Raw genomic sequence first — 26,237 nt, forward strand, 5'->3', positions numbered from 1 at the left:
GGCCGCTTTTTGACCAATGGCAGGATTGCCCCCGGCCCCTAACCCCCGGGTCAGTTTTTGCCCAATTTGCAGCCGTTTGGCACTGGGTGAACAGTGATGGAGCGCCTGGGCATCGGTATTAATAATCCAAAACTCCACCCCCGTCAAATGGCTGTGAATCATGCGATTAACCGCGTTGCCACCGCCGCCCCCCACGCCGATAACCTTAATCCGGGCCAGGTTGCTAGGTACAATTTCGTTACTGTAAGTCACCGGTTCGCCCTGATGTGTCGGCATAGGATGTACATCCCCATTGGCCAATCGGGTTTCGTTAACGAGGGTGGCGTCATGGGCTGGTTGGTTGTCCTCCTGGATGGACATGCTCTCCCTACCGGTAGGTCGCCGCTCTAGTTGGTCAGAACCACCGTATTTATCCCTAACATATTAGAGGGTCTCTGGAAAAAAAGAAACTTCCCTATGGTTTTTTCCCTCCTTCCTGACCCCCTCACCTGCATTGTACTGATTTTGGGGTGCACCGCCGATGGACCTGCGTGAATCGTTTGCCATGGCCACCCGCACCCTGGTCGCCCACCGTTTGCGCAGCTTCCTGACGGTGCTGGGGATCGTGATCGGCAATGCCGCCGTTATCGCCATGGTGGGGGTGGGCCAGGCCGCCCAGCGCTACACCGCCGAACAATTGGCTTCCCTGGGGACCAACGTGTTGTTTGTGGTACCAGGGCGAGAGGATGCCCGCCGACGGGGGATTGAACCACCGGCCACCCTCACCTGGGAAGATGCCCAAGCCATCGCCACCCAAGTCCCCACCGTGCGCTGGGTAGCCCCCCAAATCAACGACAGCACCCTGGCGAGTTTTGGCAACCGTACCACCCCCACGACCCTGATCGGCACTGTGCCCGACTTTTTCCGGGTGCAAGATTTTGCCCTGCAACAGGGCCGGTTTTTTCAGGAACTGGATGTGCAACGGCAGGCCCGGGTGGTGGTGCTGGGGAGCGATCTGGCTGCTAAACTTTTCGGGGACCGATCGCCTGTGGGAGAGCGTATCCGGCTGCGGAACTTGAGCTTTGAAGTGATCGGGGTACTGGCACCCAAGGGGGCGTTTTTGGGAACCAACCGGGATGACGCGGCCTACATTCCCTTGACGACCATGGCCTATCAACTCACGGGTCGCCGGTCCCCCTATGGATTAACGGTGGCGTTTATTGCCGTTTCCGCCCGGGATGAAACCAGCGTGAGGGCGGCCCAGTTTCAAATCACCAACCTGTTGCGCCGACGCCATCAAATTGTGGACGAGGATGACTTCTACATCCGCACCCAGAAGGAAGCAGTGGCCATTGCCGGGAATATCACGGGGGTGCTGACGATCCTGTTGGCGGCGACAGCGGGAATTTCCCTATTGGTGGGGGGCATCGGCATTATGAACATCATGCTGGTGTCCGTGACCGAGCGCACCCAGGAAATCGGTTTGCGCAAGGCGGTGGGGGCCACGGAAGGGGACATTCTCCAGCAGTTTTTACTGGAAGCGATGGTGCTAGCGGTGGCCGGCGGGGTGTTGGGAACGCTGGTGGGCACAGCGGGCGTCCTGGGGATCGGGTTGGTCACTCCCCTGCAAACCCGGGTGTCCTGGGAAGCGGTGCTCCTGGCGGTGGGGGTTTCGGGGACGATCGGGCTGGTGTTCGGCGTGGCCCCGGCGCAACGGGCGGCCCAACTGGATCCCATTGTCGCTTTGCGGAGCACCTAAACCATGAAAGCGCCCCTGATTCGGCTGCTGAATGTGAGCAAGGTCTATGGGCTGGGGGAAAACCAGGTCCAGGCGCTGCACAACGTGTCCCTAGAGATTCAGCCGGGGGAGTACTGCGCGATTATGGGGGCGTCGGGTTCGGGCAAGTCCACCGCCATGAACATCATCGGTTGTCTGGACCGGCCCACCGCCGGCGATTACTATTTACAGGGAGAAAACGTGGCCCGTTGTTCCTCAACGGAATTGGCCTACATCCGTAACCGGCAAATCGGGTTTGTGTTTCAACAGTTTCACCTACTGCCCCAGCTAACCGCCCTGGAAAATGTGATGTTGCCCTTGATCTATGCCGGCGTCCCCCCCCGAGAACGGCAACAACGGGCGCGCTTGGCCCTGGAACAGGTGGGTCTGGGGCATCGCCTGCACAACAAACCCAACCAACTGTCGGGGGGGCAACAACAGCGGGTGGCGATCGCTCGGGCCATGGTGAACCATCCGGCTTTGCTCCTGGCCGACGAACCCACCGGCGCCTTGGATTCCCGCACCAGCCAAGAGGTGATGGATTTGTTTGCCGCATTGCACCAGCAGGGAGTCACGATTGTCATAGTCACCCACGAAGCGGACATCGCCCGTCGCGCCGAACGGATCATCTGGTTTCGCGATGGTCAGGTCTTGCACGACCACCTGCACCCCGACGATATTCACCAGGCCATCCGGGCCATGTAGTACAGGAACAATACGGACAACCGCCCCCAGCTAAGGCCCAGCAGTCCAGTTTCCCACCCTAACCAACCCCATGGTTAATCCGGCAAGCGGCAAGAGATGAGGTGAAATTCCTCTTCCCGGCGCGCTAGTTCGGCGTAGCACCGGGGGGGCGGCACCGGCAGGTTTTGCAGGTAAAAGAAGGTGGCCTGGGCACCCGCTTCCAGAAACAGCACCACCTCCCTAGTAGGGTCGTAGTGGTCCACCACCTGCAAAAAATGGGCCAGCCAGAATTGGTGGGACAGCAGGGGCATATCTGGGGTGACCAGCCAGGCCCGCAACAGGGGCAACAGCCGCGACCGGGGCACAAAGTAGGTGGGGCAATCCTCCCCCTGGCTGCGGTTGAGGGTGCAAATGACGGCCCCGCGCCCGATCTGGAGAAACCCCGCCCAGGCGTTATACCCCAGCACCAGGTGATTGGTGGTGATAAACCGGGCGTGCCCATCCCCCATCACTGGCTGGACCCCTGTACCTGCGCCCGGAGCTGTTGCGCCGCCGCCACCATGTTTTTCAGGGCGGGGATGACCTCCTCCCACCGGCGGGTTTTCAGGCCACAGTCGGGATTCACCCAGATTTGCTCCGCCGGCAGGTGGGCCAAGCCCTGTTGCAGCAGTTGCACCATCTGCTCGGTGGGGGGAATCGCTGGGCTGTGGACATCATAGACCCCGTTACCCACCTGGTGCCGGTAGCCCCCCGCCACGATCTGCATCAGGGTCTGGTTGTTGCTGCGGCTGTTTTCAATGGACAGAACATCCGCGTCCAGGCGTTGGATGTGCTCGATGATGTCCCCAAATTCCGAATAGCACATGTGGGTGTGGATTTGGGTTTCCGGACGGGCCACCCCGGCTGCCAGGCGAAAAGCATCCACCGCCCAGGTGAGATACTCATCCCACCGCTCCGGTTTCAGGGGCAGTCCTTCCCGCAGCGCCGGTTCGTCAATTTGGATCATGCGGGCACCCGCCGCCTCCAAATCTGCCACCTCGTCCCGCAGCGCCAAAGCTATCTGGAACGCCTGTTCCCGGCGGGAAATATCCGGACGGGGGAACGACCAATTCAACATGGTCACAGGTCCAGTGAGCATTCCTTTAACCGGTTTGCTCGTCAGGGACTGGGCCACTTGAAACTCCCGCACCGTCATGGGCTGGGTCCGGGCAATATCGCCGTAGATAATTGGGGGACGTACACAGCGGCTGCCGTAGCTTTGCACCCAGCCGTGCTCAGTCAAGGCAAACCCCGACAGTCGCTGGGCAAAAAATTCCACCATGTCCGTGCGCTCAAACTCCCCATGCACCAGCACATCCAGGCCAATCTCCTCCTGGTAGCGGATGCACTTGGCAATTTCGGCATCAATGGCCGCCTCGTACTCCGCCTGGGTGATCTGCCCCCGCTTAAGCTTCACCCGCAATTGACGCACCTCAGGCGTTTGGGGAAACGAACCAATGGTCGTTGTGGGCAAGGGGGGCAAAACCGGCTGGCGCGCCTTGCGTTCCTCGTAAGGCAAGGGCCGGCTAAAGTCGCTGGGTTTCAGGTTTTGCAGGCGCTCACGCACCCCTGGATTGACCGGGCGAAAACCCTCAAAGACTTGCCACCGTTGGTTTATGGCTTGGAGTTCTTTTTCCGCCTGGGTCTCCCCCTGTAACGCCTGGGCCAGCAACCGCACCTCCCCCAACTTTTGTTGGGCAAAACTCAACACCTGGTGCAAGGGCGTCGGGAGTTGAGTTTCCAGGTCCACGTCGTAGGGCACAAACTGTAGGGACGCCGACGGTTGCACCCGCAGTCGGGGAGCAAGGGATTGGAGGGTGCGCAGGGTTGCGATCACCGCCTCCGGGGAAATGGCCCAGACATTACGGGCGTCCACCACCCCGGCCCCTAGCACCTTGTCACCGGGGAAGCCGTACTGCTGTACCAGGGCCAGATTGTTTCCCCGGGTGAAATCCAAACTGAGGCCCGCCACCGGTAGTTGCACCACCCAGGGATAGGCGCTCCCCAGGTCGTCAAAGTAGGTCACCAGGTGGATGGGTAACCCCACTTGCGCCAGGGTCTGGTAGGTGGTTTGGTAGAAGGATTGATACCGGTCGGCATCTCCTAGTACCAACGCTGGTTCGTGGATTTGCACCTCCACCACCCCCAGGCGTTGCAGTTCCTCCAATAGGGAGACATAGCGCGGGGTGAGTTCCCCCAGCAACACCGCCAGGTCCACCGTTGTGCGACTCAAACGCACCAGGGTTAAGGGTCCCAACACCAGGGGCACCGCCCGTTGCCCCAACACCGTTTGCGCCCGTTGGACAGTGGTCAAAAAGTCACTGAAATCCGCTGGTTGCAGAGGAACAGTGATTTCTGGGACCAGGTAGTGGTAGTTGGTATCGAACCACTTGGTCATCTCCAGGGCCGGAACCCCCATTTGCCCCCGCGCCATGGCGAAATAGCGATCCAATCCCGCCCAATGCCGGAACCGTTCCGGGACAATGCCGAACCGCAGACTCCAGTCCAGCACCCCATCGTACAGGCTCATGTCGCCCACCCCGATGCGGTCAATCCCGGCAGCCTGTTGGGTTTGCCAGTTTTGCTGTTCAATCGCCTGCGCCGCCTGATACAGGCCCGATTCGTCCAACTGCCCTTGCCAAAAGGCTTCCAGGGCCTTTTTCAGTTCCCGCTGTTTGCCGATGCGGGGATACCCCAATGTCGCCGTTTGTACAGCTGTCCCCTGAGTCATCGTTCTCCCATCCTCTTGCCCAAAAACGACTCAATTTGCCCGGTTCCCCTGCCGACTAGCCCCCAATGCAGGGTCATTCCCAGGACAAACAAAAATCAACCGAGGCCACCTACGGCATTGGCCCCTAAACAGCCTCGATGTCAGCCGGTTTTACCATCACCCACGGGCCCGACACCGGTTCGGTTGTGGACAATCCTGACGCTGAGTAACCATCATCTGTACCTCGCAGACTAGGGTGGACAAACAAACGCCTCCAAGGGAGACGCATCGGCGGGCATCCTGACTGAGCAACCTCTCTAGGTTGGCATCACAGTTGCGGGACAGCGCCGGATTCGCACCGGACTTTCCCCCTTGCGTCTGATGGCTGGCCCCCATCAGAACCGACTAGCCACGACTATAGCACAGGCCACCACCCCCTTTCGGGCGTAATCTCCCGTTACAGATTGTTGAGTTTTGTTATACTGGGGGCCAAGGTCTGGCGGGGTGAGCGATGGCCGGGGAAACGCAGACTGCTTGTCGCCTAGGGCAGACGGAGGTACAGGTAAGTCCCTTGGGGGTGGGCACCTGGGCCTGGGGGGATACCCTGTTTTGGGACTACGGCAAGCAGTACAGCGACCAGGATTTGGCAGCAGCCTACCGGGCCAGTATTGAAGCGGGCGTCACCTTTTTTGACACGGCGGAGGTCTATGGGCTAGGGCGGTCGGAGCAACTGTTGGGGAAATTTGTACGCGAAACCGGGCGAGCCGCGGTGATTGCCACCAAGTTCATGCCCTTTCCCTGGCGGTTGTGGCCCCAGACGCTCTTGGATGCCCTACGGGCCAGTATTCAGCGGTTAGGGGTGGACTGGGTGGACCTGTATCAAATTCACTGGCCGGTGCATTTCCCGGTTTCCCTGGCCGGTTGGATGCAGGCCCTGGCGGACGCGGTAGCCCTAGGGTTGACCCGGGCAGTGGGGGTTTCCAACTACTCCCTGGTGCAGATGCAGGAGGCCTGGCGGGTGTTGGCCGACCGGGGGGTACCTCTTGCCAGCAACCAGGTGGAGTACAGCTTGGTGTGCCGGGCACCGGAGCGCAGTGGTCTGTTGCAGCGCTGTCAGGAACTGGGGATTACCCTGATTGCCTACAGTCCCTTGGGCATGGGGTTGCTCACCGGCAAGTACACGGTGGACCATCCTCCCCCTAAAGCCCGCGGGTTGCGTTTCCACCGGGAGCGGTTGCGGCAGGTGCAACCCCTACAGGGGTTACTACGGGAAATCGGCCAGCAGTACGGCAAAACCCCGGCCCAAGTGGCCTTGAATTGGGTGATTTGCAAAGGGGCACTACCCATCCCCGGGGCCAAAAATGCCCGCCAGGCCCAGGAAAATGCGGGGGCCTTGGGGTGGCGTTTGAGCGATGACGATGTGCGGGCGTTGGACCAGGCCAGCCCCAATTGGTGAGGACCGCTTCACTCGACCGCCGCTGGTTCAGGCCACTTGTGGTGGGCACGGCCATAGGTGCGGGTAAGGTGGGCCAATTTGGCGGCCAGCTCAGGGGTGAGACAGTCGGCGGTGCAACGCCATTCCCAATTGCCTCCCGTGGCCCCGGGCGCGTTCATGCGACCTTCGGGACCCAACCCCAGCACATCCTGAAACGGAATAATGCACCAGCGGGCTACGGACATCATCGCCAGGCGAATGAAATCCCAATGGATGCCCTGGGCGCTCAGGTGCCCCAAATAGCGAATCACCCGCCGTTGCGTTTCCCCATCCAACGTCTCATACCAGGCGACCGTGGTGGGGTTGTCGTGGGTGCCGGTGTAAACCACGCAGTTGGCCGTGAAATTGTAGGTCAAAAAGGGGTTATCCGGGTTGCCATCAAATCCAAATTGCAACACTTTAGTACCGGGCAGGGCAAAAGCATCCCGCAGAGCCTCCACCTCTGGGGTAATCACCCCCAAATCCTCCACGATGATGGGCAAATCCCCCAACTCCCGCTGCAACGTGCGCAACAGCTCCGCCCCTGGCGCCGGCACCCATTCCCCGTGGATGGCTGTGGTTTCCCCCTGGGGCACCCGCCAAAAGGACTCCAAACCCCGGAAGTGGTCAATGCGCACCACATCCACCAGTTGTAATAGATGCCGGAATCGTTGCACCCACCAGGCAAAACCAGTTGCCGCCAACACCTCCCAGTTATAGACCGGGTTGCCCCACAGTTGCCCCGTTTCCGTGAAGTAATCCGGGGGCACCCCCGCCATAAAGGTCACCTGGCCCGTCTCCCGGTCCACGGCAAACAACTCTGGGTGCGCCCACACATCCGCACTGTCATGGGCCACATAGATGGGTAAATCGCCGATAATGCGCACCTGCCGGTCATGGGCATACTGGCGCAGGGCCTGCCACTGATCCCAGAACAGGTACTGCAAAAAGGTATGGAATTCCTGGGCCGGTCGCACCTGGGCCTGCCAGTGGGCCAACGCCTGGGGTTCCCGCCTGGCCAGGGCCGGCTCCCACTCATACCACGGTTGCCCCCCGTGGGTCTCCTTCAGGGCCATAAACAAGCTAAAGTCTGCGAGCCAGTGGGCCTGTTGTTCGGCAAACGCCTGCAAAGCGGCCATGGCAGCGGCATCCTGCTGGAAGTAGTGCCAGGCTAACCGGAGCAAGGGCATTTTTTGCAGATAGGCCGCATCGTAATCCACCCGCCGGCTGGCCGTAGGGGGAGGGGACAGGTCCTTCGGCAACCATCCCCGCTCCTGCAAGGGTTCTAGGCTGATTAACAGGGGATTGCCCGCCATCGCCGAATAGGACAGGTAGGGGGAATTGCCGTAACCCGTTGGCCCCAGGGGCAAAATCTGCCACAGGCGCTGCTCGGCTTCCGCCAAAAAGTCAATCCACCGACGGCTGGCCGAACCCAAATCCCCAATCCCCCACCCCCCCGGCAAGGAGGTCGGATGGAGCAAAATACCGCTGCACCGAGGCCAGGTCATGGTGACCCATGTAAATAAACATTTCAATCTTACCCCGCCGGTCGGGCAATTTCTGGCGCGTCGCCCAATTCCTGGCACAATAAATGTAAACAGCGCTTATTGCTCTGATAAGTTCTGTGACCTAGCAACCCATTGGATGACGACCATGACGACGACAACGACCAACACCCTGGAGACCATGCGCAAATTTGCGGAAACCTATGCCCAGCGGACGGGAACCTACTTTTGTGTTGATTTGGGCGTGACGGCGACGGTGATCCAGGGGCTGGCCAAGCACAAGGAGGAATTGGGGGCGCCCCTGTGTCCCTGCCGCCACTATGAAGATAAGGAGGCGGAAGCCAAGCAAGGGTTCTGGAATTGTCCCTGTGTACCCATGCGGGAACGGAAGGAATGCCACTGCATGCTGTTTTTGACCCCTGACCATGATTTTGCCGGCACTGCCCAGACGATTGACCCGGAATTTTTGGCCAATCACGCTTAACCAGCAGGCCCCTTACCGGTGCTCAGGTACTGATTGGGCCAAGCCATTTCCACTTGTCGGCGGATGGCCAGCAAGTTGACCGTCACTCCCCGTTGAATCTTGTTTTCAACTAACCGCACCGGCAATCCCAGGCGTGGTCGTAGGTGGACGCTGTAAATGAGCTGGGTAGCCTGGGGCTGGGGCTGCAATTCCCACGCGCCGCGAAATGTCACAAAGTCCCCCTCAACCGCGTGAAAGTCAATGCGTTCTGGGTAATGTTCCTCGATGTCCAGCACCACCCGGGCGCGAAAGGAGCATTTCAAGAAGCGCTGGGCGCCGATTTGTTCGAGGCGAATTTTGCCCGGGGGATGGGGCAGCCGCCGGCTGAGGACCAGACTGGGGACAAAGTCGGCCAACCGCTCGTAATCGGTCAGGACCTGCCAGATTGGTTCAACGGGGGCGGGAATGGCGGTCACGGCGCGAATGCTGCGGTCCCAGGGGCTTAGTCGCACCACCTCAACCCTGACATCCCCATCCCCTGGCTGAGTCGTCGATATGGCTGCTTCCTCCATCCCCCCATCAGCCCAGATCCCCCTGCTAAGTTAGCACAACGGTCGGCGTGAGGTGGGCCAGCCGGGGTAACACCACCTGGGCGCCATGGCGTTGCAGGGTCTGGGTGTAGTCATCCGTATCCTGCACATGGGGAGGGAGAATACCGACGGCGATCCAGCGGTAGGCCGGGGCTGCCCGTCGCGCCCGCTCCACGGTCAACATGTCGGCTACCGTGTCCCCCGCATACACAACCGTTGTTCCTGGTGGGCAGCGCCATTGGTCAACCAAGGTAATCAAGCCCGTGGGGTCCGGTTTGGCCGGCGCATCCTCCATCGCCACTAAAGGGGCAGCCAATATGCCCAACCGCGCCAGGGCGTAGGCCGCTTCCCGCCGGGGCGCACCGCTAAAAAAACCCCATCGCCAGCCCTGGGCCTCCCAAGCCCCAAAGTAGTCCGCCGTGACCAGCAAGCGCTCCTGGGTAATCAAACCGGTCGGTTCCGCCCCGTCGCCCCAGTACAGGCTTTGAAAGTATTGGGTAATTTTCGAGATAGGGACGCTGATGCCCCGCCGGCGCAGCAGTTCTTGGGTGGCTTCCCAGTCATTGTTCCAGTAGCCCTCGCTTTTGAGCCGGTCAATGTCTGCCAGGCTGGGCCAGTAACGGCCTTGGGAGAAATGGGCGACCGTTGCCTGTATGGCTCGCCGGTAGGACTGACTCACATCCCGAATCACGCCGTCAATGTCGCAGACAAGTACCCCCACCCGGCCCCAGTGCCCGCACCAATGGCTAAAATTGAAGTGAATGAGCTATTCTAAACAAGCTAGCACAAATCATTCATTTCGGGAGGTGTAGCTCTTGAAATTTCAGTTGAAAGCGCTCTGGCTCCAGAAGGATGTGGGGATAGCAGTGGACCAAATTGTGGGCACCGGCAGCAGCCCCTTGACCTGTTATTTTTTCTGGCCGCGGGACAACGCCTGGGAGCAGTTGAAAAATGAGCTGGATGCCAAATCCTGGATTCCCGAAGCGGATAAAATAGAGCTGTTGAACCAAGCCACCGAACTGATCAACTATTGGGAGGAAGGCCGGGCCAATAATCGCCCTCACACCCTGCAGGAAGCCCAAGCTCGCTTTCCCCACATTGTCTTTGCCGGCAGTAATTAAACGGCTGGGTTGGTTCGGTTCCTCACCCCTGTTGTGAACCTATTTGTTGAGGTGTGTGATGACCACGGCTACCCAGGAAGCATGGTTGCCGAGGACCCTGCTGGGGGCTTTGGCCTGTTTGGATGTGGATGTGGAGCAGGAGTTGGGCCGTTGGCGGGAGGATCGCCAGCGTTGGGGACCCGGTTGGTGGGCTCAGTTCCTGGCTGACCATCCCACGCCGCCGCCGGAAACGGCCTGGACCTTTCCCCCCGCCGCGGAGGCTGATCCGACCGTTGTCGATCAAAGCGGCATGGAACTGGATAGGCCGGCCGGTGAACCCGTAGCGCCCCCAGGCCCAGATTTGGCTCCGGTCAACGCCAGCATGGTTGCGCCGCCGGATCAGGTTTCCCGTCCGGTTGAGGAGGGGTCAGGTGCTGCAGGGGAGGTCACGGAGTTGGCGTCTCGGCCTTCCTGGTCTGAGCGGTTGAACCGGGTATTTGCTCGCCGCCAAGCCGAGGGGGGTTCGAGCATGGTGGACCCCTGGGCGGAGATGTTCTCGGCATCTTTCCATCAGCCGAATCGGGCCCGGGGTTTACGACAACCCGTACTGGGTTTTGCGATTGGAGTGACGCTGGCGACCTTGGGCACGATAGCCGTTCTGGGGGTTGGGCAGCGGTCACGTACACCGGAACCGACGGCCCCGACTTTGAGTGTCCCGGCTCCCCCGCCGGAAAGTGCTGTTTTGCCATCGCCGGTGCCCAATTTGGCCCACAAGGAGCTGCCGGATTTGAGTGCTGTGCCGACGGCCAGTCCCCCTGCTACCCCTAAATCCTCGACGAATCCGGGCTTGTATTACGTGGTGATGGATTATGAAAATGAGCAGAGTCTTCTGCAGGCGCAGCGGGTGGTGCCGGAGGCGTTTGTGTGGCAATTCGATACGGGACTGAAGGTGCAGTTGGGGGCCTTTGAGCTGCGTGACCAGGCGGAGGCTTTTGTGGCAGACTTAAAGGCGAAAGGGTTGCAGGCCCGTGTTTATCCCTAAGAGTAAGAGGTGCGGCGGTGAAGTGGTGGCCCTGGGGCGGTACTCCCCATCCCGAGCAGCGGTTGGACCAGTGGTTGAGCCGGTTGCAGCGGCAGTTGCGGCAAGTTAAGCGGGCGGTGGCGGTGGTGGTGGCGACCCAACGGCGGTTGCGGCGGCAGTTGCAGCGTGCCCGTTCGCCGGAAATACGCCAAGAATTGCGGCAGGCCCTGGTCCATCAAAGTCATCATTGCCGTCGCCTGCAGCAACAACTGTGGGCCTTGGAACAGGAGGTGCAAGCGTTGCAGGCGCGCCAGGAAATGCTCACCGCCCGGATGTCAACGGCAGAGGCCCGCAAAGCTTTGCATGACCTGCGCCAGCACATTACGGAGGGCCGTTTACCCCACTTGCTGCAGGATACGGAAGACCTGGTGAATCGGTTGGAGGCGGAAGTGGAACTCCTCGACCACAGCTTGGGGGAATGCCTGCCGCCGGTGGCCGGTCGTTGAGCGGTGTATTTGCAATCGCTGCACCTGCACCATTTTCGCAACTATACCGACCAGGTGGTGACCTTCCAGGGTCAGCAGACGATTCTCATCGGGGATAATGCCCAGGGCAAGTCCAATTTACTGGAGGCGATTGTCCTGTTGGCGACTTTACATTCCCCTCGGGTGCAGCGGGACGCGGATCTGGTGCAAATGGGGCAAGCCCTGGCCCAGATTGAGGGATATATCCTGCGGCAACCGGACCCGGTGGAGCTGACCCTGGTGTTGCGGGCTTCGGGACGGCGCACCCTGGCGGTGAATCAACGGGTCCAGCGGCGACAGGTGGATTTTTGGGGATATTTACGGGCGGTTTTTTTTTCCTGTCTGGACCTGGAACTGGTGCGGGGCAGCCCTGGTCAACGGCGGGATTGGTTAGACCACATCCTGGTGCAACTGGAACCCCTGTATAGCCAGCTCCTGCAGGACTACCAGCGGGTGGTGCGACAACGGAATGCCCTGTTACGGCAAGAAACCGTCACGCCGGCCCAATTGGCCCCCTGGGATGAGCTACTGGTGCAGACCGGCGCCCGTTTGATGCATCGTCGTGCCCAGTTGATAGACCGACTCCAGCCCTTGGTCCAGACCTGGCACCAGCGGATTAGTCAAGCCGGTGAACAGCTCACTGTGGCCTATGCCCCGGCCGTGGCGGTGCGGGAGGGGGCAAGGATCCAGGAAGAATTCCGGCGGCAACTGGCAGCCAAGGCGATGGTGGAACGCCTCCAGAAGACGACGTTGGTGGGACCTCACCGGGACGAGGTCATTTTTACCTTAAACGGTCAGTTGGCCCGTCATTATGCCTCGCAAGGGCAGCAACGTACCCTGGTCTTGGCCTTGAAATTGGCGGAACTGGAACTGCTGGAAAAGGCTTTTGGGGAAACGCCCCTGTTGTTGCTGGACGATGTGCTGGCGGAACTGGACCCCAAGCGACAACGGCATCTGCTGGCGGTCATTGCCGACCGGGTGCAGACCATCATCACCACAACGGATTTAGACCGTTTTGAACCACCCTGGTTGACCCAAGCTCAGCAACTGCTGGTCCAACAGGGACGCATCTATCCTCGGGGGTAATTGTCTAACCCGGCCTGGGTTGTGTAAGATAAAAAAGCTTTCCTCAGTAGCTCAGCGGTAGAGCGGTCGGCTGTTAACCGATTGGTCCCTGGTTCGAATCCAGGCTGAGGAGTGTGGCAAGCCTTGCTAATGCCCTCGGGAGCCAAAGCGGCAGTAGGGCGGGCGATGGCACGGGTGCGGGGTGCGGCCTAAGGAACTTCCGGCGGGGGAAGGGGTCAGTGGCTATAACCGACAACCCTTGCCAATTCAGCAGGTGTAGCGATGCGATGGATCCAGTCAGTGCTTTTCTTTGGTGGTCGCGTGGGGGTCACCTGGTCCCTGCTTTTGACGGTTCCCACCCGGTCTGTTCCGTTTCAGGTGCTGAATTTGGGTCCGCCCCCCGTGACCAAACGCTGGACCCGCCAACCCCAAGTGTGGGTCTTCACCAGTGACCAGGCCTGGCAACAGTTCTGGGGAGGCCATCGGGGGATCGACCACAACGGGCAACCCCCGGCAGCACCCCCTGTGGATTTCCGACGGCAGGCGGTCATTGGGTTAACGGTCGGTGCTCGTCCGACAGGGGGTTACGGCCTGAAAATTGACCGGATTGAACGGGCAACCGGCAACCGGGGGGTGTATTGGAGGGTGCATTACACGGAGTCGGTGCCCGGCCCGAACTGTCTGGTGACCCAGGCCATCACCACGCCAACTGTGTTCATTGCCGTCCAACCCCCTGTTCCCCAGGTGCAACTCCGGGGGCGCACGGTCACCATATCCTGTCGTTAACCGGATCGCAGCACCACCTGCCCGTTTTGCACCGCCACCAGTTGGATGTCTAGGGGTCCGGCGGTATAAATGGGGCGGCGGGTCACGGACTGTACGTACACTACCCCCTTGAGGTTTTGCAATTGCTCCACAAACTGCACCAGGGCCACCTGGCTAAAAGAACCGACTTTGTTGGTCAGGGGGTCGGCCAGGATGCCGCTTTGGCGGGCGCGGACATTGGAGGCCAGGAATAAACGGTCGAGTTGATTGACAATGGCCACTTCGTCGCTGTTGTCCAGGTCAATGGGGATTTGGGCCACCACCGCCCCGGCGGGAAAAATCAACTGGTTGGGGGTGACGTCAGTAAAGACTTCCACTTCCGGTTCGCCGCTGGAGTAGTTGGCTGCCGCCAGTACCCGCACCACGTAGTCCCGCCCGGTGCTCAGGGTGTTGACCAGGTTGTTGAATTCTGTACTACTGATGCGGATGCGGGGGCCCCTAAAGGGCAGTTGGGACGAATGGAGACAGGCTTCTACCTGGCCTTGCCGCTGTCCCAAGCACCCCGCCACGCGACTGGCCTCCTGTAGGGTTTGTTGCACCACCTGCCGGGCTAACTCGGTGTTGGTAATCGAGCGCACGGTGGCCGTTGCCAGGACCTGTTCCCGCCGGATGGCCACATTGCCCTGGCGCAACTGCCCCACCTCCTGTTCCAAACGACCCCGCACTTGCTCCAGTTGGGTGATGCTGGCTTGCAATTGTTGCCCCTGGCGTTGCAGCCGTTCCGCTTGTAGGCGGGCTTGGGCCACCTGGGTTTGGGCCTGGTGCAGTTGGGCTTGCAGTTGGGCGCGGTCCTTTTTGAGTTCGGCAATTTGGGCTTCTAGAACGCGGGATTCCTGTTCAGCGCTGGCCAGTTTCGCCAGAGCTTGCTGGTAGTTGCGATTCACCTGCGCCAGTTTGGCTTCGATGGCCTGAACATTGCGCTCAGCGGCTTGCAATTGGGCTTGAGTGCGGGCCAGTTGTTGTCGAGCGGCCTCCAGTTCCGCCTGGGCTTCGTCCTTTTGCCGTTGCACCCGTTTCAGTTCAGATTGAATCTGGTTAAGCCGAAATAACCCATCCCGCAACTGCTGGTCGGCAGCAAGCAAAATCCCCAACGTAGTGGCGGAAATTACCCCCCCAGTGGCGATGGTTACCAGTACGGCGGTGGTGCGGGGCCGCAACTTGAACAAACTCAGCCGCGCCTTGCCCACCCGGGTGCCGATGCGGTCCCCCAATGCCGCAATCAGCCCTCCCAGCAGCAAAATGACAATGACCAGGGTGTAACCGGCCACCACAATTCACCCCTCGCCGACCAGGGCCAGCAATTCCGCTTCGCTGAGTAAAGGAATGCCCAACGCCTGTGCTTTTTCCAGCTTAGCACCTGCCTCCTCGCCCACGACGACGTAATCGGTATGGCGGGATACACTACCGGCTACTTTACCCCCTGCTTGTTCGATGAGGGCCTGGGCTTGGCTACGGGTCAAATGGGGGAGTTTTCCCGTCAAGACGAACACTTTGCCCCTCAGGGGGCCGGTCGTAGGCGTTGACCGCTGGCCGAGTTGTAAACCCGCCTGGCGTAATCGCTCCAGCAGCGCCTGATGGTCCGGGTCCTGGAACCACTCCCGCACCGCCTGGGCAATTTCCGGACCGATCCCGTCTATGGCGCACAGGTCCTCTAGGGTGGCCTGCTGCAACCGCTCGGCGCTGGGAAAATGGTCGGCCAGGAGTTCAGCCGTGGCCAGCCCCACATGGCGAATCCCCAGCCCATAGAGCACACGGGGCCAAGGTTTTTGCCGGGAAGCGTCAATGGCAGACACTAAATTGCTGGCAGACTTTTCCCCCCAGCCTGGGAGGCACTGCAACTGTTGGACTGTGAGGTCATAGAGATCCGCTACACTTTGCACCCAGCCCTGTTGCACCAGTTGTTGCGCCGCCTTTTCCCCCAGCCCGCGAATATCCAACGCATCCCGGCTGGCCCAGTGGATCACCTGCTCGCGCACAATGCCGGGACAACGGGGATTGACACAGCGGGTGGCGGCTTCGTCGGGCGCTTGCACCACCGGCTGACCGCACTCCGGACAGTGGGTGGGAAACCGGTAGGGTTGGGCATCGGCGGGTCGCAGCTCGGTCAATACCTCGACCACTTCCGGGATGATGTCCCCCGCTTTGCGCACCACCACCCGGTCGCCGATGTGGATGTCCAGCTCCTGAATCCGTTGGGCGTTGTGGAGGGTGGCGCGGGTCACTTGGGTGCCGGCTAAACGCACGGGCGTCAGTTCGGCCACCGGTGTCAAGGTTCCTGTACGGCCCACTTGCACCGTCACACCCACCAGGGTGGCCACCGCCGTCTCCGGAGGAAATTTCCAGGCAATGGCCCAGCGCGGCGACTTTTGCGTATAGCCCAACCGGGTTTGCATGGCCCCGTGATTGAGCTTGACCACTACCCCATCTGTTCCATAGGACAGCTCGGACCGTTTTGCCGTCCAGGTCTGGTAGTAGCGGGCTACGGCCTCCAGGTCGCTACACACCTGAAAGTGAGGATTGATGCGAAACCCCCAGGTGGCCAGTTGCCATAGCACGTCCTTCTGCGTGGGCAGGTCCACCCCTTGACCCACCCCGTAGGCAAAGAAATCCAAACGGCGCTGGGCGACAATGCGGGGGTCAAGTTGGCGGAGGGTCCCGGCGGCAGCATTGCGGGGATTGGCAAAAGGAGGTTCGCCCTGGGCCTGGCGTTGGCGGTTCAATTCCTCAAAGACGGGGCGGGGTAAAAAGGCTTCGCCGCGAATTTCTACCCTCTCTGGCGGGTTATCGGTCAGCAGGCGTAAGGGAATGCTCCGAATGGTGCGCACGTTGGCGGTGATGTCTTCACCCGTGACCCCGTCCCCCCGGGTGGCTCCCCAAACCAACAGCCCCCGTTCGTAGTAGAGATTCAAGGCCAGACCGTCAATTTTCAGTTCGCAGATATAGAGGTCTTCCGGGAGGGGGTCAGGCCAGAGTTTGCGCCAGCGTTCCTCCCAGGTCTGCATATCTGCCAATTCAAAGGCGTTGTCCAGGCTGTAGAGGGGAGTAGGGTGCGTTATGGGAGGAAAACCCTCGCTGGGCTGGTCGCCAACGCGCTGCGTAGGACTGTCGGGGGTGATCCATTGGGGGTATTGGGTTTCCAGTTCCACCAGTTCCCGGTAGAGCTGGTCGTAGACCTCGTCCGGCAGGATGGGGTCATCCAAAACGTAGTAGGCATGGGCAGCCCGCTGGAGCAGTTCCCGCAACTGTTGCATCCGTTGTTGCGCTACCTCAGGCATACAAGGTAATTCCCCCTGCTGTGCCGTTGTTTTTATCCTACTCACCCCGCAGCGCCCAGGTGCACTCCTTTTTACCCCCGAATCCCGCCCGCCGCTGCACCCAAAATCCACAGGCGGTCAAGGCCCGCTTCAGGTTCCCGGTGCTGGCGTAGGTGCTGAACAGACAAAAGGGAGCAGCATAGTGCCGAATCAACTGGGTCAAAAAGCCTTCCTGCCACAAATCCGGCGAGGTTTTGGCGCTGTAGGCGTCGAATAAAATGCCGTGAATTTGTCCTTGCCAGGCGGGGAGCACCTCCACGGCGGCGTGCAGCTCTAGGGCCTGTGGCAGCCACCGGCGCACCCGGGGCATCTGTTGGGGATAATCCCGGTGAAATTGGGCATCCCGCAGGCGATAGAGACCGTCGAGGGGGGTCGGCTGCCCCTGGGACCACTGTCGGAAGTTCTCCCGCCAGTAAGTTTCGGCCTCAAAGCTGAGGATGCGGCAGGTGTCACTGCGGCCTAACCGCAGCCATTCGCAGGCAATCAGGACTTCGATATAGCCCAGGCCCAGGCCCACGACCAAAAAACGGGGATGTTGGCAGCGGGCCAGCACCGCCCGAATTGCCTCCCCATAGACGTATTGGGTTTCCTGATAGGCCCCGCCCCGATGGTGCATACATTCCTGCTGGGGGCTGGTCAGGTCGCGGATAGTGGGGCTGCCATCGGCGGTCAGGACCAGGGCAAACCGCTGGGTCTCCATGGGTTAGAATGAGTAAACGCCGAGCAGCATTTCCATCCTATGGCAGAAGCCTACCTGCTGGAGAAACTCAAGGCCATTGAGAGCACCTATCAGGATTTAGACCGGCAACTGGCGGACCCGGCGGTGGTGAGCAACCCCCAGGAGTTGCAGCGCATTAGCAAGGCCCGGGCCACGATGGAACCGATCGTCAGTACGTTTCACGCCTGGAAGGCCACCCAGCGAGAACTGCTCGACGCCCAGCAGCTCTACCGGGAATCGGCCCGCGACCCGGAATTTCAGGCCGTTGTTCAGCAGGAGGTGGAAGTGCTGAGCCAGCGCCTGGCCCAACTGGAACAGGAATTGAAAATCCTGCTGCTCCCCCAGGACCCCAACGACGAGAAAAACATCATGCTGGAAATCCGGGCGGGGGCTGGCGGAGATGAGGCAGGCATTTGGGCCGGTGACCTGATGCGTATGTACACCCGTTATGCCGAGCGCCAGGGGTGGAAAGTGCGGCTGGTGAGCGAATCGCCGGCGGAAGCGGGGGGCTTCAAGGAAGTAGTGCTGGAAATCGAAGGGGACCGGGTCTATAGCAAGCTGAAATTTGAGGCGGGAACCCACCGGGTGCAGCGGGTGCCAGTAACGGAAGCGGCCGGCCGGGTGCATACCTCTACGGCAACGGTGGCGGTGATGCCGGAGGTGGACGAGGTGACGGTGGAAATCAACCCCAACGACATCGAAATCACCACGGCCCGGTCGGGGGGCGCCGGTGGGCAAAACGTCAACAAAGTCGAAACAGCGGTGCATTTGTTCCACAAGCCGACGGGGATTCACATCCACTGTCAAGAAGAGCGCAGCCAACACAAAAACAAAGAACGGGCCTTACAACTCCTGCGGGCCAAACTCTATGACATGCAATTGCAGGCCCAACAGGAATCGGTGAGTTCCCTGCGGCGTTCCCAGGTGGGGACGGGTGCCCGTTCGGAAAAAATTCGCACCTACAACTACAAAGACAACCGGGTAACAGACCACCGCCTGAACCAGAACTTTGAACTGGACCGGGTGCTAGAGGGGGAACTGGAGGCCATCATCGAAGCCTGTATAGTCAAAGACCAGCAGGAACGGTTGGCGGCCTTGGCGGCTGAGAGTGTCAATGGGGGGAGCAGTTAGTTGACGGGGCTATCCACAACGGCCACTCCGTCCGAGCGCACTTCCGTCACCGCGTTGACGTCAAGCACCAGCACAAACCGCTGTCCCATCTTACGCGCTAGAAACTCCTCCAGCAATTTCACCTGGTAGGGCGTAATGGTCTCCGGCGTCCGCACCGTTAAATGGGTTTCCGGTGGGTTTTTGTACCAGTCGGTGCGAATCCGCAGCAATTCCACCCTTTGAAACGTCACCGTTCCCCGCAGGAGGGCCCGGCGAATGGCCGCTTCCAGGCGGTTTTGGCGGGTCAGTTCCCAGAAACTCATCCCCAGGGGAATCAGCAACAGGCTGGTTAAAAAGGTGGCGACCGACAGCACCCGGCGAGCCTTGTACCAGGGGGTATAACCGGCCAGGACAAAAGCCACCATACAGGCCAACGCAATACCCAACAAATTGGTCAGAAACAGCAAAAAGGCTCCCCAACTCAAGCGCCAGTCGGCTTGGGAAAGGCCCAGCCCCACCACACAAATCGGCGGCATCAGGGCGACAGCAATCGCCGTTCCCGGCAGCGTGGGCGACACCTTGGGTTCTATACGCGCGTAACCGCAGATACCGCCGGCAGCTATGGCAATCCCCAAGTCCAAAAGATTCGGGGTTGAGCGGGCAAGAATTTCACTGCCAAACTGGGGCAAACTGACAATGATGCCGATGAACCAAGACAGTCCCACCGCCAACAGGAACCCTACCCCCAGCGAGACAACAGCTTTGCGAAACAGGAGCACATCCCCGGTCAAAGCCCCAAAGGCCAGACCCCGGATAGGCATCATCAAGGGCGCCACTACCATCGCTCCGATAATGACGGCAGCGCTATTGGTGAGCAACCCCAGGGTGGCAATCACACAGGAGCCGATCACCAGCACCACGTAGGGGCCATCCAGTACCGATTCGGCGTACACCTCCTGGCGAATGGCCTGCAACTCCTCGATCTCCGCCAGGGTACGCGGGCCGTGCCATCGCTGGAACCAGGACATGGTCACCTTCCCTCCGTTTGTTGCCTTATGATAGAGCAAATGCGATGGAACCAGCGATGCGGGTGTGGGCAGAGATTGCACGGCTTTTGGCACCTCCGGGGTATAAGCGCTTAGCCAGCCAAGTTGTTCGGCGCCTGACGACACCACCGTCCCCTAAGCCATTCCCAGAATCCCTAATTCGTGACCAACTGGCCCGCACCATCCCCGGTAGCCAGACCGAAGTACCTACCCCCTATGGCCGTATTGACATCCTCACCCCCACAGAAATCATCGAGGTCAAGCGGGCCAGCCAGTGGAAACAGGCCATTGGGCAGGTGCAAATCTACGCCCGGGCTTATCCCCATCACCGGCTGCGCATTCACCTCTTTGGCCCGGTTAAAAACAAGAAACTCATTCGCCAAACCTGCCGAGACCAGGGCATCCGTTGTACTTTTGCAGAAGAGATCACGGGTATTTGACCCGGTAGTGCAGAAATAACTCCTGGTCTACGCGTTCACAAGTGAGCAACTCCAGGGCAAGGGGCTGGGGCAAGCCAGGGCCATCCACGAGGGTTGGGGCCGTCGCACCGCCTACCAACAGGGGGCACAGAGTCAGCCACAGGTCGTCAATGACCCCGGCAGCGAGTAAATCCGCCAATAACTCGCCCCCCCCCAGCACAGCAATGCGGCGCAACCCCAGGGCAGCAAATTCCGCCAGCAGCGCCAGCCAGGTCTGATCCCACCACACCCGGGCAAAGACTGGCTCTGTCTGCCACCGCTGCGCCCCCAGTTGGGTCGTCACCAACCAACGTGCCAAGGGTTGTCGAAAAAAGGCCATATCCCGGTCTAGGTCACCGCTGCGACTGCAAATGATGTGTAGGGTTTGCGGGGGTTTTCCCTGACGTTGGCGCCAAGCTAACAGGGCTTCGTTGTGAACCAACATGCCACTGCCATAGGCCCGCAACGTTTGAGCGCCCATGAGGACTGCATCGCTGTGGGCCACTTGGCGTTCCAGGTGCGCCCGGTCGGCGGGAGAACCAAAGTGAGCCGCACCCCGCTGTACATCGGCAATTTTGCCGTCTGCCGTCATAGCCAGAACTGCCGTCATCTGGGGGCGCATGGGGTACGTTAAGATAGAAAGCCATATTGATTCTAGGGAATCTATGCGTTGCTCGCGGCTGTTGCTGGTGACCCTACGCGAGGACCCGGCAGAAGCAGAAATTATCAGCCACAAATTGCTCCTGCGGGCAGGGTACATCCGGCGGGTCAGTGCGGGGATTTATGTGTATTTGCCGTTGATGTGGCGGGTGCTGCAAAAGATCATGCAGATTGTGCGGGAAGAAATGGATGCCGCCGGCGCGCAGGAATGCCTATTACCCCAGTTGCAACCCGCCAGTTTGTGGCAAGAATCGGGGCGCTGGGAAACCTATACCAAGGGCGAAGGGATTATGTTTACCCTGACGGACCGGCAACAGCGGGAAATGGGCCTGGGACCAACCCACGAAGAAGTGATCACCGATGTCGCCCGCCAATTGATCCGCTCCTACCGGCAATTGCCCCTGAACCTCTATCAGATCCAGACCAAGTTTCGGGATGAAATTCGCCCTCGTTTTGGCCTGATGCGGGGCCGGGAATTCATTATGAAGGACGCCTATTCCTTCGATGCTGATGAGGAAGGCATGCGCCGGTCCTATGAGAAGATGTACCACGCTTACTGCCGTATTTTGGAGCGGTGTGGGTTGGCGTACCGCCCGGTGCAAGCCGACAGTGGGGCGATTGGGGGTTCCGCTTCCCAAGAATTTATGGTCCTAGCGCCAGCGGGGGAAGACGAGGTGCTCTATACCCCAGATGGCCAGTACGCCGCCAACGTGGAAAAAGCGGTTTCCCTGCCCCCTGACCCGGCGCCCTCCCCCTTTACCCAGGCCGAACAAAGATACACCCCCCATACCCCAACCATCGAAGCCCTGTGCGCCTACCTGAATTGCTCACCCACCCAAGTCGTCAAAAATGTGATGTATCAGGCCATTTTGGACACGGGACTTGTGGTGCTGGTGCTGGTGAGTATACGCGGCGACCAGGAGGTCAATGCGGTGAAATTGACCAACGAAATCACGCGCCGGGCACCGACTCTGGGGGGACAGCGGGTTTTGAAGCTGATGCCGGCCGAGCAAGACCATCCAGACGCCTGGGCAGCTCAACCGTTGCCCTGGGGTTACATCGGACCGGACCTACCCGATACCTACCTCAAAAAAGACCCCAACATTTACCCCCACTTCCTACGTTTGCTGGACCAAACCGTGGCACCCCTCAAAAACTTTGTCACCGGCGCCAATCGGGTGGATTATCACTGGGTGGGGGCCAACTGGGGTCAGGAATTTCCGGCCATCACGGCTACCGTAGATGTGCGCAAAGCCCAGGCGGGTGACCGCGCCCTCCATGACCCCCAGCAAACCCTGCACAGCGCCCGCGCCATCGAAGTCGGACATATTTTTCAACTGGGCACCAAGTATTCTGCCGCCATGGGCGCCACCTACACCAACGAGCAAGGGCAGGAAGTTCCCCTAGTCATGGGGTGTTATGGCCTGGGGGTCTCCCGCTTGGCCCAAGCCGCCGTTGAACAATCCCACGACAGCGATGGCATGATTTGGCCGCCCGCCATTGCTCCATATCTGGTGATCATCTCCGTACCCAACATGCAGGATGCGCACCAGGTCGCCGTCGCCGAAAAGCTCTACCAGGACCTGCAAAAAGCCGGGATGGACGTACTGCTGGATGACCGACCCGAGCGCGCCGGTGTGAAATTCAAAGACGCCGATTTGATTGGCATCCCCTACCGGGTGGTACCGGGGCGTTCCCTGGCCAACAACCAAGTAGAAATCATTACCCGCAAGGACCACGCGACAGAATTGGTGGCCCTGGAAAACGTTATCACCTTTTTCCAGACCCGACGCCCCTAGAATTGCCCGGCCAGCGCCTGGACACACCGTTCGCAAAGCTCGGGATGTTGGGGGTCCTGGCCCACCCGCTCCGAGTAATTCCAACAGCGTTGACACTTGCGCCCGGCCGCCGGTTGCATCTCCACCTGCCAGCGCTGCCCCGGTTCACCCGGCTCCACCCGCACCTGCGACACCAGGAATAAATAGCACAGTTCGTCCACGCCGTTGCTGGGGGTATTGAGCGCCTGCAAGCGGGCCAACCATTCCGGGTCGCCAACCCGCAGGATGATCTGCGCCTCCAACGACGAGCCGATGGTTTTTGCCGCCCGCGCCCCCTCCAACACCCGATTCACCTCCGCCCGCAGGTCCCGCCACTGCTCCCAGACCTGGGCCAATTCCGGTTGCCGCCACTGCTCCGGCACCTCCGGCCAACGGGTCAAAAACACCGATTTTGCCCCCGGGTCATAGGGCATAAATTGCCAAATGTCCTCGGCCAAATGACACAAAACCGGCGCAATGAGCTTGGCTAATGTCTCCAGCGTTATCGCCAGCACCGTTTGACAACTGCGCCGCCGGTAACCCTTGGGCGTACTGATATACAGCCGGTCCTTGGCAATATCCAAGTAAAAACTGGACAAATCCACCACACAAAAATTCTGGATCGTCTGGAAAAAGCGATAGAACTCGTACTGGGCAAACGCCTGGGTCACCGTTTCCACCACCTCCGCCAACCGGTGCAGCAGGTAGCGGTCCAACGCCGGCAACTCACCGTAGGCCATCGCCTCCGTCCGGGGGTCAAAGTCGTAAAGATTCCCCAGCAGAAAACGGGCCGTATTGCGAATCTTGCGGTAGATGTCCGCCATTTGGTTGAGAATAGTGCGACCCAAAGGCACATCATCAGCGTAGTTGACCGAAGCCACCCACAGGCGCAACACATCCGCACCGTAGGCCGGTTCCGTTTGGGGATTTTTGCCGCCGTTGATCACCACCAGCGGGTCCACCACATTCCCCAGGGACTTGCTCATCTTGCGCCCCTGCTCATCCAGGACAAAACCGTGGGTGAGCACCTGTTTATAGGGGGCCTTTCCCCGCACCGCCACCGAGGTCAGCAAGCTGGACTGGAACCATCCCCGGTGCTGGTCCGAACCTTCCAGATACAAATCCGCCTGGTCCGCCAATCCCCGCGCCTGCAACACCGCTGCCCAGGATGACCCCGAATCAAACCAGACATCCATCGTGTCGGTGCCCTTGCGGTAGGTGCGCCCATTGTGGCGATAGGCCGGGGGCAGCAACTCCTCCACCGGTGCCGTCCACCAAATGTCCGAACCGTGCTGGCGAATCAAGTCCCGCACATGGGCAATCGTCTCCCCATTCAGCAGGGGTTCATCCGTTTCCATGTCATAGAAAACCGGGATGGGCACCCCCCAGGCCCGCTGTCGCGAAATGCACCAGTCCGTCCGCTCTTGCACCATAGCTGTGATGCGGTTTTCCCCCTGGGGCGGAATCCACCGGACCTGGCGAATCGCCTGCAACGCCAACTCCCGAAACCCACTCACCGAAGCGAACCACTGGGCCGTCGCCCGGAAAATTGTGGGTTTTTTAGTGCGCCAGTCGTAGGGGTATTTGTGGGTGTAGGGTTCATGCTTAACCAGCAGTCCCCTTTGCCGCAGCGCCTCGATAATCGCCTGGTTACCCTCCTGGAGTACAAACAGTCCGGCGAACTCCCCCGCCTCTGGGGTAAAGCACCCGGCTTCATCCACCGGCGACAGCAAGGGCAACCCGTACTTTTGCCCCACCTGATAGTCCTCCAGACCATGCCCCGGCGCCGTGTGCACCAGTCCCGTCCCCGACTCCACCGTGACATGCTCCCCCAACACCACCACGCCCTGCCGGTCAAACAGGGGATGTTGGTAGTGGCAAAACTCCAGCACCTTGCCCGGAAACCTGCGCGTTACGGTCACCTCCTGCCCCACCACCCCCTGCCATTTCTCCACCAGCGCCGCCGCCACGATTACCGGGGGATAGGACCCACTGGTGACCACGGCATAGGTGACCTCTGGATGCACCGCCACCGCCAGATTCCCCGGCAACGTCCAGGGCGTCGTCGTCCAGATGGCCAGGTATGGCCTTTCCCCATCCCCCACTGCCGCTTGGGCTGCCGGCGTCAATTCCGTCAGGGGCATCAGGGCATAGATACTAGGGGACACATGGCCATCGGGATACTCCAATTCCGCCTCCGCCAGGGCCGTGCGCGAACTGGGACTCCAATGCACCGGTTTCAGGCCCCGATAGATATACCCCTTGAGCGCCATTTGCCCAAACACCTCGACCTGGGCCGCTTCATAGGCCGGGTCCAGCGTCAGATAGGCCTGCTCCCAATCCCCCCAGACCCCACAACGCTGAAAACTCCGTTTCTGGCGCTCCACCGCCTCCAGGGCATAAGCTTTCGCCTTCTGGCGCAGTTCGATGGGTGTGAGTTTTTGCCGTACCTCGGCGGGCAACTCCTGCAACACCTTCAGTTCAATGGGCAATCCGTGGCAATCCCAACCCGGCACAAAGGGCGTGGAATACCCCCGTAGCCGATAGAACTTGTTAATGATGTCCTTGAGGATTTTGTTGAGTGTGGTGCCCATGTGAATATCCCCGTTGGCGTAGGGGGGGCCATCGTGCAGGACAAAGGTGGGGGCCTGGGGGTCTTGCGCCTGGGGAATCCCTTCCCGTTGCCAAAAGGCTTGAATCTCCGGTTCCCGCACCGTGGCATTGGCCCGCATGGGAAAGTTCGTCTGCGGCAGATTCAGCGTGTGTTTGTAATCCCCCCCCAGTTCGGTCATAGGCCCTGCTGCTGATCACTCAACATCTTTTCATTCTAACGAGGGGCGGGTCCCCCTGGTCAGGGATAAAAATGCTCCGCAGCACCGATCCCTCAGAATCTCCTGGCCATTGGCCCTGGATGCCCCCCACAAATGCCATATTTTCACCTCTGAACCAAACCATTAAATATTTGCATATTTCTTTCAGGAAGAAATCAACTCTCGGCAAAAACTACCGGTGCAAAGGAGGTTCAACCATGGGCAAATGGTCAAGAGATTATTAGCTATAGGCACTACTAGCAGCGCCAACCAGTTTATCCCAGGGGAGTTCCCCTTGTGCCCTGCGTTATTTCAGTCTTGAACCCCAGAAAGAAATTGCTGGTCTGTGGGTCGAGCCTGGTCAGTATTGGGTTTATGTGGGGGGGGAACGCTCACCCAACAGTTGGCGCAAATCAGGACCCTATTGACTAGGTGGTGAAAGTTTATCCCGATGGCCCAGCCGGCGTCCGTCCTTTCCGGAAGGCGGCTGCCTTACGCTATGCCCATGGCTCATTCCAGCGGATTTTTTCGGTCACCCTCTGCCCCAA

24 protein-coding genes, 1 tRNA gene and 1 riboswitch are annotated in these 26,237 nt (G+C 60.0%); of the genes, 13 read left to right on the top strand and 12 right to left on the bottom strand.

Features of this window, described 5'->3' with window-relative positions:
* Positions 1–360 (bottom strand): hypothetical protein (locus tag Q6L55_05310; GenBank protein MEN9258134.1); only part of this gene is annotated, 360 nt, incomplete at its 3' end.
* A 160-nt stretch (positions 361–520) separates the two neighbouring features.
* On the opposite strand from Q6L55_05310, the gene Q6L55_05315 reads away from it, so the two are divergent.
* Together Q6L55_05315 and Q6L55_05320 are read left to right on the top strand one after the other, a co-directional pair.
* Positions 521–1,738: an ABC transporter permease gene (locus tag Q6L55_05315; protein ID MEN9258135.1), complete on the top strand. Its 1,218-nt coding sequence runs from the start codon at positions 521–523 to the stop codon at positions 1,736–1,738.
* A 3-nt stretch (positions 1,739–1,741) separates the two neighbouring features.
* Complete coding sequence (locus tag Q6L55_05320; protein MEN9258136.1) at positions 1,742–2,461, top strand: ABC transporter ATP-binding protein; 720 nt, start codon at positions 1,742–1,744, stop codon at positions 2,459–2,461.
* A gap of 74 nt (positions 2,462–2,535) precedes the next feature.
* On the opposite strand, the gene Q6L55_05325 is transcribed toward Q6L55_05320, so the two are convergent.
* Positions 2,536–2,949 (bottom strand): hypothetical protein, encoded by a 414-nt coding sequence (locus tag Q6L55_05325; protein ID MEN9258137.1) that lies wholly within the window; start codon positions 2,947–2,949, stop codon positions 2,536–2,538.
* A complete protein-coding gene (gene metE / locus Q6L55_05330) occupies positions 2,949–5,210 on the bottom strand; it encodes a 5-methyltetrahydropteroyltriglutamate--homocysteine S-methyltransferase (protein ID MEN9258138.1) in 2,262 nt (753 codons plus the stop codon). The genes Q6L55_05325 and metE overlap by 1 nt, the downstream gene beginning before the upstream one ends.
* A 251-nt stretch (positions 5,211–5,461) precedes the next feature.
* Positions 5,462–5,610, bottom strand: a riboswitch (cobalamin riboswitch).
* 90 nt (positions 5,611–5,700) lie between these two features.
* Here metE and Q6L55_05335 point away from each other — a divergent pair.
* The gene (locus Q6L55_05335; protein MEN9258139.1) at positions 5,701–6,645 is read left to right on the top strand and encodes an aldo/keto reductase; all 945 of its coding nucleotides are present in this window, start codon (positions 5,701–5,703) and stop codon (positions 6,643–6,645) included.
* A gap of 8 nt (positions 6,646–6,653) precedes the next feature.
* On the opposite strand, the gene malQ is transcribed toward Q6L55_05335, so the two are convergent.
* Positions 6,654–8,249: a 4-alpha-glucanotransferase gene (gene malQ / locus Q6L55_05340; GenBank protein ID MEN9258140.1), complete on the bottom strand. Its 1,596-nt coding sequence runs from the start codon at positions 8,247–8,249 to the stop codon at positions 6,654–6,656.
* Between the two features lie 58 nt (positions 8,250–8,307).
* On the opposite strand from malQ, the gene Q6L55_05345 reads away from it, so the two are divergent.
* Positions 8,308–8,652 carry a ferredoxin-thioredoxin reductase catalytic domain-containing protein gene (locus tag Q6L55_05345; protein ID MEN9258141.1) on the top strand — a complete coding sequence of 115 codons (345 nt, stop codon included), beginning with the start codon at positions 8,308–8,310 and terminating at the stop codon, positions 8,650–8,652.
* Here Q6L55_05345 and Q6L55_05350 read toward each other — a convergent pair.
* The gene (locus Q6L55_05350; GenBank protein ID MEN9258142.1) at positions 8,649–9,203 is read right to left on the bottom strand and encodes an SRPBCC family protein; all 555 of its coding nucleotides are present in this window, start codon (positions 9,201–9,203) and stop codon (positions 8,649–8,651) included. The genes Q6L55_05345 and Q6L55_05350 overlap by 4 nt on opposite strands.
* A gap of 25 nt (positions 9,204–9,228) precedes the next feature.
* Positions 9,229–9,942: a TIGR01548 family HAD-type hydrolase gene (locus Q6L55_05355; protein ID MEN9258143.1), complete on the bottom strand. Its 714-nt coding sequence runs from the start codon at positions 9,940–9,942 to the stop codon at positions 9,229–9,231.
* Between the two features lie 94 nt (positions 9,943–10,036).
* Between Q6L55_05355 and Q6L55_05360 the strand changes: the two genes are divergently transcribed.
* The 6 genes from Q6L55_05360 (at position 10,037) to Q6L55_05385 (ending at position 13,717) form a co-directional block, all read left to right on the top strand.
* Positions 10,037–10,342: a 30S ribosomal protein PSRP-3 gene (locus tag Q6L55_05360; GenBank protein MEN9258144.1), complete on the top strand. Its 306-nt coding sequence runs from the start codon at positions 10,037–10,039 to the stop codon at positions 10,340–10,342.
* Between the two features lie 58 nt (positions 10,343–10,400).
* Complete coding sequence (locus Q6L55_05365; protein MEN9258145.1) at positions 10,401–11,363, top strand: hypothetical protein; 963 nt, start codon at positions 10,401–10,403, stop codon at positions 11,361–11,363.
* A 17-nt stretch (positions 11,364–11,380) separates the two neighbouring features.
* Complete coding sequence (locus Q6L55_05370) at positions 11,381–11,848, top strand: hypothetical protein (GenBank protein ID MEN9258146.1); 468 nt, start codon at positions 11,381–11,383, stop codon at positions 11,846–11,848.
* Between the two features lie 3 nt (positions 11,849–11,851).
* Positions 11,852–12,952 (top strand): DNA replication/repair protein RecF, encoded by a 1,101-nt coding sequence (gene recF / locus Q6L55_05375; GenBank protein ID MEN9258147.1) that lies wholly within the window; start codon positions 11,852–11,854, stop codon positions 12,950–12,952.
* 40 nt (positions 12,953–12,992) lie between these two features.
* Positions 12,993–13,064 (top strand) — tRNA-Asn (locus tag Q6L55_05380).
* Positions 13,065–13,252: 188 nt separating this feature from the next.
* Positions 13,253–13,717, top strand: a complete 465-nt coding sequence (locus tag Q6L55_05385; GenBank protein ID MEN9258148.1) for a protease complex subunit PrcB family protein — start codon at positions 13,253–13,255, stop codon at positions 13,715–13,717.
* On the opposite strand, the gene Q6L55_05390 is transcribed toward Q6L55_05385, so the two are convergent.
* The 3 genes from Q6L55_05390 to Q6L55_05400 are packed head-to-tail and all read right to left on the bottom strand — an operon-like array spanning position 13,714 to position 17,770.
* Positions 13,714–15,027, bottom strand: coding sequence for a DUF3084 domain-containing protein (locus Q6L55_05390; protein ID MEN9258149.1), 1,314 nt, complete (start codon positions 15,025–15,027; stop codon positions 13,714–13,716). The two genes, Q6L55_05385 and Q6L55_05390, sit on opposite strands and share 4 nt — an antisense overlap.
* A 3-nt stretch (positions 15,028–15,030) precedes the next feature.
* Entirely contained in the window at positions 15,031–17,031 is a 2,001-nt protein-coding gene (gene ligA, locus Q6L55_05395; GenBank protein ID MEN9258150.1) for an NAD-dependent DNA ligase LigA, read from the bottom strand.
* A gap of 37 nt (positions 17,032–17,068) precedes the next feature.
* Entirely contained in the window at positions 17,069–17,770 is a 702-nt protein-coding gene (locus Q6L55_05400) for an MnmC family methyltransferase (GenBank protein MEN9258151.1), read from the bottom strand.
* A gap of 39 nt (positions 17,771–17,809) precedes the next feature.
* On the opposite strand from Q6L55_05400, the gene prfA reads away from it, so the two are divergent.
* Positions 17,810–18,919, top strand: a complete 1,110-nt coding sequence (prfA, locus tag Q6L55_05405) for a peptide chain release factor 1 (GenBank protein ID MEN9258152.1) — start codon at positions 17,810–17,812, stop codon at positions 18,917–18,919.
* Here prfA and Q6L55_05410 read toward each other — a convergent pair.
* The gene (locus Q6L55_05410) at positions 18,916–19,926 is read right to left on the bottom strand and encodes a DUF389 domain-containing protein (GenBank protein MEN9258153.1); all 1,011 of its coding nucleotides are present in this window, start codon (positions 19,924–19,926) and stop codon (positions 18,916–18,918) included. The genes prfA and Q6L55_05410 overlap by 4 nt on opposite strands.
* A 44-nt stretch (positions 19,927–19,970) precedes the next feature.
* Here Q6L55_05410 and Q6L55_05415 point away from each other — a divergent pair, with 44 nt between their 5' ends.
* The gene (locus Q6L55_05415) at positions 19,971–20,384 is read left to right on the top strand and encodes a hypothetical protein (protein MEN9258154.1); all 414 of its coding nucleotides are present in this window, start codon (positions 19,971–19,973) and stop codon (positions 20,382–20,384) included.
* On the opposite strand, the gene Q6L55_05420 is transcribed toward Q6L55_05415, so the two are convergent.
* The gene (locus Q6L55_05420; protein MEN9258155.1) at positions 20,371–21,024 is read right to left on the bottom strand and encodes a RibD family protein; all 654 of its coding nucleotides are present in this window, start codon (positions 21,022–21,024) and stop codon (positions 20,371–20,373) included. The two genes, Q6L55_05415 and Q6L55_05420, sit on opposite strands and share 14 nt — an antisense overlap.
* Before the next feature lie 43 nt (positions 21,025–21,067).
* Between Q6L55_05420 and Q6L55_05425 the strand changes: the two genes are divergently transcribed.
* A complete protein-coding gene (locus Q6L55_05425) occupies positions 21,068–22,861 on the top strand; it encodes a proline--tRNA ligase (protein ID MEN9258156.1) in 1,794 nt (597 codons plus the stop codon).
* Here the strand turns inward: Q6L55_05425 and ileS are convergent.
* Positions 22,858–25,671, bottom strand: coding sequence for an isoleucine--tRNA ligase (gene ileS / locus Q6L55_05430; GenBank protein ID MEN9258157.1), 2,814 nt, complete (start codon positions 25,669–25,671; stop codon positions 22,858–22,860). The two genes, Q6L55_05425 and ileS, sit on opposite strands and share 4 nt — an antisense overlap.
* Between the last annotated feature and the right edge of the window lie 566 nt (positions 25,672–26,237).

It is taken from the genome of Gloeomargarita sp. SRBZ-1_bins_9, from assembly GCA_039794565.1.
GTDB lineage: Bacteria > Cyanobacteriota > Cyanobacteriia > Gloeomargaritales > Gloeomargaritaceae > Gloeomargarita.